At 53.4% G+C, this 12,268-nt stretch carries 15 protein-coding genes; 11 read left to right on the top strand and 4 right to left on the bottom strand.

What is annotated here, in order from left to right; all coding sequences use genetic code 11:
* The first annotated feature begins 6 nt into the window (after nt 1-6).
* From OMQ46_RS11040 to OMQ46_RS11025, 4 genes are read left to right on the top strand one after another with little or no spacing between them, the layout of a single operon-like run.
* Nucleotides 7-546 (top strand): chorismate--pyruvate lyase family protein, encoded by a 540-nt coding sequence (locus OMQ46_RS11040; RefSeq protein WP_266236939.1) that lies wholly within the window; start codon nt 7-9, stop codon nt 544-546.
* Nucleotides 547-1,419 (top strand): 4-hydroxybenzoate octaprenyltransferase, encoded by an 873-nt coding sequence (gene ubiA / locus OMQ46_RS11035; RefSeq protein WP_266236937.1) that lies wholly within the window; start codon nt 547-549, stop codon nt 1,417-1,419.
* The gene (locus OMQ46_RS11030) at nt 1,419-1,919 is read left to right on the top strand and encodes a hypothetical protein (RefSeq protein ID WP_266236936.1); all 501 of its coding nucleotides are present in this window, start codon (nt 1,419-1,421) and stop codon (nt 1,917-1,919) included. Before ubiA ends, OMQ46_RS11030 begins: the two co-directional genes overlap by 1 nt.
* Nucleotides 1,920-1,941: 22 nt before the next feature.
* Nucleotides 1,942-2,763 carry a thermonuclease family protein gene (locus OMQ46_RS11025; RefSeq protein ID WP_266236935.1) on the top strand — a complete coding sequence of 274 codons (822 nt, stop codon included), beginning with the start codon at nt 1,942-1,944 and terminating at the stop codon, nt 2,761-2,763.
* Nucleotides 2,764-2,823: 60 nt separating this feature from the next.
* On the opposite strand, the gene OMQ46_RS11020 is transcribed toward OMQ46_RS11025, so the two are convergent.
* The 3 genes from OMQ46_RS11020 to OMQ46_RS11010 all read right to left on the bottom strand — a co-directional run bounded on the left by OMQ46_RS11020 (nt 2,824) and on the right by OMQ46_RS11010 (nt 5,197).
* The gene (locus OMQ46_RS11020) at nt 2,824-3,255 is read right to left on the bottom strand and encodes an ion channel (protein ID WP_266236934.1); all 432 of its coding nucleotides are present in this window, start codon (nt 3,253-3,255) and stop codon (nt 2,824-2,826) included.
* Nucleotides 3,252-4,316: a DUF484 family protein gene (locus tag OMQ46_RS11015; RefSeq protein ID WP_266236932.1), complete on the bottom strand. Its 1,065-nt coding sequence runs from the start codon at nt 4,314-4,316 to the stop codon at nt 3,252-3,254. The genes OMQ46_RS11020 and OMQ46_RS11015 overlap by 4 nt, the downstream gene beginning before the upstream one ends.
* A 167-nt stretch (nt 4,317-4,483) precedes the next feature.
* The gene (locus OMQ46_RS11010) at nt 4,484-5,197 is read right to left on the bottom strand and encodes a ComF family protein (protein ID WP_266236929.1); all 714 of its coding nucleotides are present in this window, start codon (nt 5,195-5,197) and stop codon (nt 4,484-4,486) included.
* Between the two features lie 43 nt (nt 5,198-5,240).
* On the opposite strand from OMQ46_RS11010, the gene bioB reads away from it, so the two are divergent.
* The 6 genes from bioB to OMQ46_RS10980 are packed head-to-tail and all read left to right on the top strand — an operon-like array spanning nt 5,241 to nt 10,422.
* Nucleotides 5,241-6,251: a biotin synthase BioB gene (gene bioB, locus OMQ46_RS11005; RefSeq protein ID WP_266236928.1), complete on the top strand. Its 1,011-nt coding sequence runs from the start codon at nt 5,241-5,243 to the stop codon at nt 6,249-6,251.
* A gap of 9 nt (nt 6,252-6,260) precedes the next feature.
* Entirely contained in the window at nt 6,261-7,436 is a 1,176-nt protein-coding gene (bioF, locus tag OMQ46_RS11000) for an 8-amino-7-oxononanoate synthase (RefSeq protein WP_266236926.1), read from the top strand.
* On the top strand, nt 7,426-8,187 hold the full coding sequence (bioH, locus tag OMQ46_RS10995) for a pimeloyl-ACP methyl ester esterase BioH (protein WP_266236925.1): 762 nt from the start codon (nt 7,426-7,428) through the stop codon (nt 8,185-8,187). Before bioF ends, bioH begins: the two co-directional genes overlap by 11 nt.
* Nucleotides 8,180-9,076 carry a malonyl-ACP O-methyltransferase BioC gene (gene bioC, locus OMQ46_RS10990; protein WP_266236924.1) on the top strand — a complete coding sequence of 299 codons (897 nt, stop codon included), beginning with the start codon at nt 8,180-8,182 and terminating at the stop codon, nt 9,074-9,076. Before bioH ends, bioC begins: the two co-directional genes overlap by 8 nt.
* A complete protein-coding gene (gene bioD / locus OMQ46_RS10985) occupies nt 9,073-9,738 on the top strand; it encodes a dethiobiotin synthase (RefSeq protein ID WP_266236923.1) in 666 nt (221 codons plus the stop codon). Before bioC ends, bioD begins: the two co-directional genes overlap by 4 nt.
* A gap of 3 nt (nt 9,739-9,741) precedes the next feature.
* Complete coding sequence (locus OMQ46_RS10980) at nt 9,742-10,422, top strand: transglutaminase-like cysteine peptidase (protein ID WP_266236921.1); 681 nt, start codon at nt 9,742-9,744, stop codon at nt 10,420-10,422.
* A gap of 11 nt (nt 10,423-10,433) precedes the next feature.
* Here OMQ46_RS10980 and OMQ46_RS10975 read toward each other — a convergent pair whose 3' ends face one another.
* Nucleotides 10,434-11,090: a glutathione S-transferase gene (locus tag OMQ46_RS10975; RefSeq protein WP_266236919.1), complete on the bottom strand. Its 657-nt coding sequence runs from the start codon at nt 11,088-11,090 to the stop codon at nt 10,434-10,436.
* 178 nt (nt 11,091-11,268) lie between these two features.
* Here OMQ46_RS10975 and OMQ46_RS10970 point away from each other — a divergent pair, with 178 nt between their 5' ends.
* On the top strand, nt 11,269-12,267 hold the full coding sequence (locus OMQ46_RS10970) for an efflux RND transporter periplasmic adaptor subunit (RefSeq protein ID WP_266236917.1): 999 nt from the start codon (nt 11,269-11,271) through the stop codon (nt 12,265-12,267).
* Nucleotide 12,268 lies beyond the last annotated feature (1 nt).

Raw genomic sequence — 12,268 nt, 5'->3', positions numbered from 1 at the left:
CCTTTAATGAATTTTCGTAGCCACTGGCAACCCCCGATCGTTCAATCTTTGCCACCGGCTTTACGCGATTGGTTGACCGATAGTGGATCACTGACACAGCAGTTAACCAAAGCCTGTGAACAGTCGTTTTCCGTCAAACTGCTGCACAGTGGCTGGCAGCGACCGCTGGCTGATGAGTCGTTGTTGCTGGAACAACCCCTGGGGCAGCTGATGTTCAGTCGTGAAGTGCATCTGCTCGACGGCAATAAAGCTGAAGTCTATGCCCGCACCATGGTGCCTATGCGCACCTATCAGGCAATGCAGGCCCGCTTTGAAACCCTGGGAAACCGTTCGCTGGGGCAACTGTTATTTAATGACCCCTCGCTGCGCCGAGGTGAGATCGAGGTCGCCTGTCTGCAGCCACAGGACAGTCTGTTTAAAATGGCTACCCGGCATTTAACGCAACGTCCTGATAGATTGTGGGCACGCCGTTCCTGTTTTTATCTGGAGGACAAAGGCTTGCTGGTGAATGAAATCTTTTTGCCCTCGGACAAGTGGAGTGATTAAGTGAGTGTCAAACATCTCCGTTTGCAACCCTATCTGCGCCTGACCCGCCTGGATCGACCCATCGGCATTTTGCTTCTGATGTGGCCGACACTGAGCGCTTTATGGATTGCGGCCGAAGGCCTGCCGGATTTAACGGTGTTAACCGTCTTTATTCTGGGCGTCATTATCATGCGCAGTGCCGGTTGTGCGATTAATGATTTTGCCGATCGTGAGGTTGATGGCGATGTCTGGCGCACCGAGGGCCGACCGCTGGCGACCGGTGAATTGCAGGCGCGTGACGCTATCATGGTCTTTGTTGTACTGGCCCTGACAGCGTTGGGGCTGGTACTGCTACTGAATATCATGACCATCATGCTGTCGCTGGTGGCGGTATTTCTGGCCGCAACCTATCCCTTTATGAAACGCTACACCTATCTGCCGCAGATTTATCTGGGGATGGCCTTCGGCTGGGCGATCCCGATGGCTTTTACCGCGCAGACCGGGAGTCTGCCTATCATCGCCTGGCTGCTGTTCATGGCTAATATTATCTGGACAACCGTCTATGACACCTTTTATGCGATGGCTGATCGAGAGGATGATTTGAAAATCGGCGTGAAATCCACGGCCATTCTGTTCGGGGATGATGATTTGGTGATTCAGGGGATTCTGCAGGTCGCTTACCTGATCGTGATGGTCCTGATCGGCCAGCAACTGCAACTGAGTACGGTCTATTATCTGGGACTTGCCATCGCGGCCGGTTTATTTGTTTATCAGCAGTTTCTCAGCCACCATCGAGCGCCAAAGGCGTGTTTGCGTGCCTTTCTTAATAATAACTGGGTCGGCCTGGTGATTTTCGCCAGTCTGGTTCTGCATTACTTATTCTGGGCTGAGTGATGACCGGGCAGATAGGGCAAAACCGGCTGCAACAGATCAAACCGCAACTCGAACTGCTGGAACAGCAACTGACAGCGATGCAACCCTTGCTGCGGCAGATGCACTTATTGTCATCCAACGCAGTCAGCGCTGCGGCCCGGGCTGGTAGCGAGGGAGATGCCTTTCGGGTGCTGACCCAGAGCATTCAGGAGTTAGGCCAGGGGATTAACCAGGATTGCCAGCAGGCGCAAAGCTGGCTGACAGGCATTCTGCAAACGGACAACTGGGATGAGGCAGAGCAATTACTCAAAAAGCTGGCGCTGTCGCTCTCGGATATGCCGCAATCGGTCAAAAAAGGTGAATATCTGGCGATTTGCTGCGCGGTGGAAGCAGCCCATGCCAGCGAACATGGTGGTAGTTTTGATGCGGTGGCTACCATGCTCAAGCAATTGGTCGAGGATTGCCGCCATCAGGTGACTCAGCAGCAGGAGTGTCTTGAACGTCTGTTAACCGCAAACTAATCGCAGCTCAGGGAGAGATGATATGTGCTCATGGATTGGCATGGTCCTGCTGTTGTTGGCTTTCAACTCACAGGCAGATATCTACCGCAGTGAGGACCGTTTTGGGCGCACCACTTTCAGTGACAGGCCTTCGCGTGGTGCAGAAGAGATCGAGCTGGATACGGCCCCTTACCGTTATAAAGTCCATGTCACACATATCATTGACGGTGACACGGTGGTGCTGGAAAACGGTGACAAAATCCGATTGATCGGGATCAACACGCCCGAGGTTGAGAGCCGCTTCACCCGCGCTGAAGCGGGTGGTGAGCTTGCCCGTAGCTGGCTGCAAAACCGGCTGCATTCTGCGGAAGTCTGGTTGGAGTACGATGCCGAGCAACTGGATAAATATGACCGGAAACTGGCCCACCTTTTCCTGGCATCCGGCGAATACCTCAATGCCAGTCTGCTGGCACAGGGATTGGCTATGCTGACCTTAACCCCGCCTAACCTGCGTTACAGCCAATCACTGATTACAGCCCAGCAGCAGGCGCAGACTGCGAATAAGGGGATTTGGCAAAGAACCGAATTTGCGCTCAAAAAACTGGCCGATTTAGAACCTGGTCGTGATTATCGCGGCTGGCAGCGCTGGCTGGTCACCCCCAGCCGTATTAACGAGACCCGCAAGTATATGAATCTGGTCGTGTCTGACCACTTTGTGATCAAAATTGCCAAGTCCCATCAATCCTATTTTCCGTCGCTGACGACCTATCTGAAACAGCCGCTGGAAGTGCGGGGTTGGCTACGCCGACGGGGCAATAAGTATTTCATGATTGTTCAGCACCCTTCTGCGATTCAACAACGCTGAGGCCTTATGCATGCCGTGGCGGCCGGTCACAACAGAGGCTGGGAGCAGCGATCAGACAAGCTAGCGTTTAGGCCAGTATTTTTGCATTTCCAGGAATACAAACGAAGCAGACCAGGTGATCATGACCAGTCCCGCCAGTGACTCCAGGCCGCTGAGAAAACGAAGATATCCGGAAGGTTCAATATCGCCATAACCCAGGGTGGTGTAAGTGGTGAAAGAAAAATAGCTGCAATCTAGCAGGCTTAAATTGATATTACCGCTCAAGGTGCCGAAATCACCAGTGTGGATCATCAGATAGTAGCCGATAGCGAACAACCAGATTTCGATGATATGGGCCAGCACAATCACAATGACGGCCAGTAATACACGGTAATGGTGGATGAGCCGCAATTTGGGCAGTTTTCTCGCCAACAGGAACAGGGTCTGATAGTGGATCAGTATTGTGGTTAGCACAATAATGCTGTTAATGATCAGGGTCGCCAGTAACATCATCGCGCGGTTTTTACCCGGTTGCGTCCGGATAGTTTGGCGGCATAAACGGCCTGATCGGCCAGCGCGATTAGCTGTCTGCCATCCTTGATGGAACCAGGTACCGCCATGGTTGCAACACCGATAGATAGGGTGACATGCAGAGATTTCCCCGGGGGGATAGCAAACAAGGCTTTAGCAACACGATCACGGATTTGTTCGGCAATCAATGTGGCATCTTCCTGCGCTGTATCAGCCAGCAGGATTATGAATTCTTCGCCGCCATAACGGGCCAGCACGTCGGTCTGACGTAATCGATCTGATAGCAGTTTTGAGACCTGCTTAAGTACCGCATCACCTGCCTGGTGCCCATGCTGGTCATTAACCCGTTTGAAATGATCCAGATCGATAAACAGGCAGGACAGGGGAGAACCTGAACGCTGTGCCCGGCTGACTTCCTCACTCAGGCGCTGGTCAAAAAAGCGCCGGTTGTTAATGCCGGTCAGTGCGTCTCTGAGGCCCACGAGTTTAATGTGTTCATGGAGACGGGCATTTTCAATACAGGCTGAGACCACGGCGGCCAGATGCTCCAGAAACAGGGTGCCTATCTGGCCCTGAAATCGGGAGGGGTTACGGCTGCCGAGATTGAGGCTGCCGAACAGATGATTCTGGCGTGCCAGTGGCAGCAAGGCAACTGAGCCCAACTCTTCCTGTTCCGGAAACAGATAGGCATGTTGATGTGGAGAGTATTTTAGCAACCGTGGCTTTCTCAGTGGACTGAAGTGCTGATTGACCCGATGTGCCGCATCGGTGAATAACAGCCTGCCTGCCCAGGCATTTTGGGCGATCTTGGATTCCACCAGTCGCTGGATTTCGTACTCAGGGTCATACAGCATCAGGGTGACTTCGGTTAGCTGAAATCGTTCTTTGTGTTGATCCAGAATAATGCTCAGAAGTTCATGCAGACTGGTGCTGTTGAGCAGAGCCAGCTCGTATTGCTGGAAATTCTCTTGTTTCCGCTCATTACTTTTGGCGATACGAAGCAATTCATCCAGTCGGGCTTGTAAGGTGGCGATATCGTGCATCCAGGCGCCTTATGAGCGGTATTTTGTCCAGGGCTAGGGCTATTTTTGCGCCCGGCTGCGATATCAATCGCTTATGTAGAACAGCTACGCCGTGCGCTTTCCCGCCTTGCCGGACATAAAAATAGTCGCCAGCAGTGGTGGATATGAAAAAGCAACAAGCCCTAACATTAATAATGGCTTATTGCACGTGCGATTGTCCATACTTCAATCGTCCTAGCCCCATTTTGCTGTAATACTTCAGCGGCTTCTGCTGTCGTGTGCCCGGAGGTCATTACATCATCGATAATCGCGACGTGAGGTGCTGGGACCGCATCAGTACAACGAAATGCCCGGCGCACATTACTGCGTCGTTGTTTAAAAGATAGCTGGCTTTGAGAGCGGGTGAACCTGACTCTTTGCAATAACTCGGGACAGCACTGGATACCCAAGCCCTTTGCCAGTCTACGGGCGATTTCCTGCGCCTGATTAAATCCCCGCTGACGTAGCCGCAGAGGATGCAGAGGGATGGGCACCAGGCAGTCCGGCAGTGTCGACCTGGACGCCAGAGATGACTGCATTCGGGCGGCAAAAAAATCGGCAAACTGCAGTTGCTGGTGAAATTTAAAGCCAGTGATGCAACGTTTAACGGCATCCTGATATCGAAACAGGCTAAAACTCAGATCGGCTGCCGGAGGCTGTTGCAGACATTGACCGCAGATTTGCGCAGATTCCAGCGGTTTGGCACAGCGTGGACAGGCTGGGCCCAGCAGAGGCAATTCCGCGGCACAGGCCTGACAAAGCGGTTCCCGATCACCGGGCAGGCCACAGAGCAGGCAAGGTATTGGAAACAGTTTCCTGTATAATTCTCCAATTCGATGTGTCAGCGCGCTAAAGCCAGCCATGACCGTCACCCTATTTAATCCTTTAAATCAGTGAAGAGTCATCATGCCTGAGAATGTAGCAGAAACCCAAGCGACGATTCGTCAAGACTGGAAGCAGGAAGAGGTTGAAGCCCTGTTCGCTCTACCTTTCAATGATCTGCTGTATCAAGCTCAAACCGTTCACCGTGAGCACTTTGATGCGAATGCGGTACAAATCAGTACCCTGCTCAGCATAAAAACCGGTGGTTGCGCTGAAGACTGTGGTTATTGCCCGCAAAGCGCTCACCATCCCTCAGCGGTGAAAGCCGAGCCATTGATGCCGCTGGAAGAAGTGATGAAATCGGCCAATGATGCTAAAGATGCCGGCGCCAGCCGTTTCTGTATGGGCGCCGCCTGGCGTAACCTGAAAGACCGTGATCTGGAGCGGGTTGCCGCAATGGTCGAGGGCGTCAAAAGCCTGGGGCTGGAAACCTGTGTCACATTAGGCATGCTGGAAGAGCACCAGGCCAAGCGTCTCAAGGATGCCGGCCTTGACTACTACAATCACAACCTCGATACCTCGCCTGAATTTTACGGTGAAATTATCTCTACCCGTACCTACGAAGACCGCCTGAATACCCTGAGCCATGTGCGTGATGCCGGGATCAATGTCTGCAGCGGCGGTATTGTCGGCATGGGCGAAACCCGCACCGATCGTGCCGGGCTGTTAATCAGCCTGGCCAATCTGCCGAGCCAGCCTCAGAGCGTGCCGATTAACCTGCTGGTGCAAGTTGAAGGTACACCGCTTAACGGCACAGATAACCTCGATGCCCTGGAGTTTGTCCGCACCATTGCTGTGGCCCGCATCATGATGCCCAAATCCTTCGTGCGCCTGTCTGCCGGTCGCGAAAATATGAGCGATGAAATGCAGGCGATGTGTTTCCTGGCCGGCGCCAACTCGATTTTTTACGGCGAAAAACTGCTGACCACGGACAACCCGGACACCAACCATGATCAGCAACTGTTCAAACGTCTGGGCATTACACCCTGGGTCGGTGACGACAAAGCCGAAAAAAAACAGTGTTCGGCGGCCTGATAGCCAAGAGTGTCACAACTCCCCTGGCATGAGGAATTAACCGCCGCTTTAGCCGATCGTAAAGCGGCGGGTCGTTACCGCCAGCCTCGCCTGCGACTGGGTGACCAGGGCGTGACTATCACTGTTGACGGCAAAGCCATGCTGTCATTCTGCAGTAACGATTACCTCGGTCTGGCCGCCCATCCCGATATTAAACAGGCCTTCAAACAGGCTATTGACAGGGAAGGGGTCGGTAGTGGTGCTGCACATCTGCTGACTGGTCACAGTTATTATCATCAGGCGCTGGAAGAGGCCCTGGCGGAGTTTACCGGCCAGCCGCGAGTATTGCTGTTCTCCACGGGATACATGGCCAACCTCGGTACCATTGATGGTTTGCTGAAGCGTGGCGATGCGGTGATTCAGGATAAATTGAATCATGCCTCGTTGCTTGATGGCGGCCGACTGACTGAAGCCGATCAACTACGTTATCCTCATGCGGATATGGCATTGCTGCATAAACGTCTGCATAACGCAGCCACGGCCAAACATCGCCTTATCGTCTCTGACGGCGTCTTCAGCATGGATGGTGATATTGCACCGTTGCCGGAGATTATGACGCAGGCCAGACAGCATCGTGCTGCTGTACTGATTGATGATGCCCATGGCTTCGGGGTCATTGGTAAAGGCGGTCGCGGTACGGTGTCACACTTTGCGCTGGCCCCGGATCAGGCCCCGATCCAGGTCGGTACCCTGGGTAAGGCCTTTGGCACCGGCGGTGCTTTTGTCGCGTCGAATGAAACCGTGATCGAAACCCTGATTCAGCAGGCCCGCAGCTATGTCTACACCACGGCGCAGCCACCCGCCGTCGCGGCGGCAACCCTGGCCAGTTTGAAACTGGTGGAACAGGAAGACTGGCGCCGTGACAAGCTGAATACATTGATAAAGCAGTTCAGACAGGGAGCGCAGCAACTGGGCCTGAATCTGATGCCGTCAGAAACACCGATTCAACCGGTATTGATAGGCGATGATAAAACTGCCCTGGCTGTCGGTCAGCATCTGGAACAGGCCGGTATCCTGGTCGGTGTGATTCGTCCTCCCACTGTGCCTAAAAAGACAGCGCGGTTGAGAATTACCTTTTCTGCCTCGCATAGCGAACAGGACGTCAACAAATTACTCAGTGCGCTGGAGCAGGCCATTGCACATTGAACAGCGGGGTAACGGACCGGATCTGGTGATGTTGCATGGTTGGAGCATGCATAGTGGTGTCTGGCACGAGTTGGCAGAGCGTCTGGCGAAACGCTTTACGCTGCACCTGCTGGACTTACCGGGACACGGACGCAGCGACTGGCAGAAGCAGGGGTTTGACCCAGACAACCTATTACCGGCGCTGGCAAACAAGCTACCCCAAACAGCGCTATGGCTGGGCTGGTCACTCGGTGGTTTGATTAGTCTGGCTTTTGCCCAGCGTTATCCCGAACGGGTCAGCAAACTGAGCCTGATGGCAGTAACACCACGCTTTATCGAGACCCATGACTGGCCATGCGCGATGCAAAGCGAAGTGTTTGAGAATTTTGCAGCGAGTCTTGATGTCAATCAACAGCAGACGCTGCAGCGTTTTCTGATGTTGCAGGCGAAAGGTGCGGATCGGAGCCGCGCAACCATCCGTGAGTTAAGCGAGCGGCTGGCGACGCAGCACGCACCGGAACCTGAAGCATTACACGCCGGCCTGGATTGCCTGTTGAAATGGGATCTACGTGAGGCGCTGGCGGGTTTGAACTGCCCGGTGCAAATGTTGTTGGGTAGTCGCGACACTTTGATACCTGTCGCCATGCCTGACTATGCCCGCCAGCTTCAGCCTTCATTACAGGTGGCGATGCTGGAAGGACTTGGGCATGCCCCGTTTATTGCTCAACCAGCGGCATGTCAGCAACAGATAGAACAGTTTATAGATGATTGAATATCGTCCCGACAAAGCCAAAGTGGCCCGTTCCTTTGCAGCTGCCGCCGCGAAATATGATGATGTGGCGATTCTGCAGCGGCAGACGGCGGATGAATTACTGGATCGCCTGAGCCTGATGAAGATTGCACCGCAGTCGATACTGGATCTGGGCGCGGGGACCGGTCGAAATCTTTCACTGCTGCAAAAACATTTTCCGCAGGCAAGGTTGTTTGCCATGGATATCGCCCCCGATATGCTGCAACAGGCGCGCAAACGCTACCGTCAGGATCTCGGACTCAAGCGCTGGTTGCCCGGCAGCAGTCAGAAACTGCAATTACTGGCCGGCGACGCCGAGTCGATTCCGCTGGCTGATAACAGTGTTGATCTGGTTTTCGCCAATCTGGCCCTGCAATGGTGTGAGCCGTCTGTCAGTTTCACTGAAATTCAGCGGGTGCTGAGACCGGATGGATTACTGCTGTTCAGCTCACTGGGACCCGATACCCTGACCGAATTAAGACAGGCCTGGGCCGCGGTAGATGCCTATCCGCATGTGAATGTGTTTTACGATATGCATGACGTGGGCGATGCCATGACATCCTGCGGTTTAGCGGACTGCGTGCTCGATGTCGAGCCTTATGTGTTGACCTATCCGACACCGATGGCAATGATGCGTGACCTCAAAATGTTGGGGGCACGCAATGTCAATGAAGGCCGCCGCCGTGGTCTCACTGGCAAAAAGCTGATGCGTCAGGTTATTGCCGAGTATGAACAGTTTCGCATCGAAGGACTGATACCGGCGAGTTATGAAGTCGTGTTCGGCCATGGCTGGAAACTGCCGCAGGCAGGTCAGCGTCCGGCTGCTGATGGCAGTGTGCATGTTCCCCTGAGCGAGATTCAACGTCGATGATACCTAAACATATTTTTGTAACCGGTACCGATACTGAAGTCGGTAAAACCCGAATCAGCACGGGCTTAATCGCTGTTCTGCAAAAGCAGGGACTGAAAGCGGCCGGGATGAAACCGGTTGCGAGTGGTTGTGACTGGATCGACGGTCAGTGGCAGAACGAGGATGCACTGGCCATGATTGCCCAGAGTCATGTGTCACTGCCGTATCGGCTGATCAACCCCTATGCTTTTGAACCGGCCATAGCCCCTCACATTGCCGCCAGTCGGGTCAATACACGGATTGATATCAGTGAAATAAAGCAGCACTTTGAACAAATCAAAACTGAGGCAGATGCCGTGGTAGTGGAAGGCGCCGGTGGCTGGCTGGTGCCACTGAATCAGACCGAAACCATGGCCGATCTCGCTGTGGTACTGGATCTGCCAGTGGTGCTGGTGGTGGCAATCAAACTGGGCTGTATTAATCATGCTTTGCTCAGTATTGAATCGATTCAGCAGCGTGGCCTTCGAATCGCGGGCTGGGTCGCCAATCACCTTGACGCGCAGCATGAGTCGGCAGAAATTATTGACACACTCAAACAGCATATCTCCGCACCCTGTCTGGGTGTGGTTCCAAAACTCCTCGACGGTCAATCCGCTGCCGATTTCCTTTGCCGGGAGGACTGAAAAATGAAATGGCTGATCGTTTTGATGCTGGCACTATTAGCCGGCTGTTCATCTTCCCCCAAAAAAGAATCCGGGATCAGCCCCGAGATTGAGGCCCGTGTCGCCAGTTGGAATCAGCTGATTGATGAGGGTAAGCGCTGGTCGGATGCGCGCCGCCTGAAAGCGGCCAATGATTTTGTTAATCAGCTGGTGTTTGTCGACGATATCAAGCACTGGAAACAGCAGGATTACTGGGCCACACCGCTGCAGACTATTGTCAGTGGCGGTGGTGACTGTGAAGACTTTTCTATGGCCAAGTACTTTACCCTGACCGGCATGGGCATGGAGCAGGATAAGCTGCGACTGACCTATGTTAAAGCGCTGGAACTCAACCAGGCGCATATGGTGGTCAGTTATTACGAAACACCGAAAGCCGTGCCTTTAGTACTGGATAATCTCAACATGCGGATCCTGCCCGCCACTCAGCGTGAGGATTTATATCCGGTTTACAGTTTTAACGGGGACGGATTGTGGCTGAATAAACGCAATCACGACAGTGATTTAATTGATAACGCCGAGCGCATCAGCTTATGGCAGACGCTGCTCAAAAGTATGGATGTCGAGGCAGCTAATACCGAGACCATGATCTGTCGTTACCAGTATTACGATTTGCCTGCAGCAGAAGCCAGAACCCGCTGTCCCTAGATCAACAAGCCCTAGGGAAAGACCACGGGCTCATCGCCTTCCTGCCATTGCGGGTATTTTTTCATCACGGAGCGAAACAAGTCACTCTCAAGAAACGCTTCCAGCCACGCCCTGATTCTGGGGTAGGGCGAACTGTCAAACCAGGCTTTATCGACAAAAGCGAACTGGCGGATAAACGGCAATAGCGCGATATCAGCGAGGGTCCAGCTGTCCCTCAATAAACAGTCATGCTCAGTTAATAGCTGTTCCAGCCGCGTCAGTGTCTTTTCACCTTGTTCACGGTAAAAACGCTCGTCCTGTTCCGGATAGCGATCTGCGTATTTATAGCGGTCCAGAAAATATTTGAACTCACCGTCATTGTTTTCGATCAACGCCAGCATCTGTTCATGCTGCTCACTGGTCAGTGACTGATACCAGTTGTCGGGGTCGTGCTGGGCCAATGCCCAGAAAGCAATGTCGATGCTTTCGTCTATCACCTTATCATCCGCCGTCAGCAGTAACGGCACGGTCGCTTTGGGCGAAAGTTCAATGAGCTGCTGCGGTTTGTCTTTGAGTACCACTTCACGGAGTTCACACTGAATACCGCTTTGTGCAATCGCCAGCCGGGCACGCATGGCATAGGGACATCGACGAAAACTATAAAGCGTGGCTAGATTCTGCTCTGTCATGTCACTCTTCAATTACTGCTTAAAGGCGGCCAGTATAGACAAACAGCGGTAATAATTATAAATTAGTAAATACTAATATAGTATGTCAGTACAGGGACTGCTCATGAAGCTCAGCCACTATCCGGTTTTTTTCGCTCTTTGCTTATGGCTGCTACCACAGCACAGTGCCGCTGATTCTATGGCGACTGCCAGCGTCACACTAAAAACGATACCAGCCCAATATCAGTTTGATGGGGTGGTTGAAGCGGTAAACCGGGCTACCGTCTCTTCGCGTATCGCGGCGGAGGTTATCGAGATCAATGTGGATGTGAATGACCGGGTTGCTCAAGACCAGGTCATTCTGCGTTTCCGCGACGATGAAATTAAAACCCGGCTGATGCGCGCTGAGGCGAATCTACTCGCAGAAAAGGCGCAATATCAGGAAGCCCTGGCCCGGCAAAAAGAAGCACAGGCCGAAGCCGGACGGATAGCCGATCTTTTTGCCCGTAAACAGGTGACCCGTTCGGCACTGGATAAAGCGGAAGCTGATAAAGCTGCTGCCAATGCCCGGGTGAATGTGCTGGCAGCGCAAATCAAAGCCCGCGAGGCCGAAGTCGCTGAAGCAAAAGTCGCCTTATCCTATACCGTGGTGCAGGCGCCCTATGCCGGTATTGTGACCGAGCGGCTGATTGAGGTGGGTGAAATGGCCAGTCCCGGCCAACTGTTGATGTCGGGTGTTTCACTGGACTCGCTTCGGGTTGTGATTCAGATCCCCCAGCGTCTGCTCGATGACTTGCTGCCGGCCAGGATTGCCAATGTTGAGACTATTGATGGCAAGTCACTCTCAGCAGGCGAGGCCACGCTGATACCACAGGCTGATCCTGCCAGTCATTCATTCGACCTTCGGATTCCTTTGCTGGCGCAGGCGGACCATTTGTACCCGGGCAGCAGTGTCAAAGTGAGCCTGGAAGGCCAGGATGAAACCCTATTGCTGGTCCCTGCCGAAGCCGTGGTTCAGCGAGGGGAGGCCAGTGCGGTGTATCTGCTCAAAAACGATGATATTCAGCTTCGTCAGGTTAGGCCGGGCAGGACGGTGGGATCTGAACGCGAGATTCTGGCAGGTCTGCAAGCAGGTGATGTTGTTATCATCGAGCCCAGACAGGCCGTCGGCATCATCAAAAACAGTCAGGGTGAATAGA

This window comes from Methylophaga sp. OBS1, assembly GCF_026319365.1.
The sequence above is the reverse complement of the archived record's forward strand: the minus strand, read 5'-3'. Positions and strand labels throughout refer to the sequence as shown.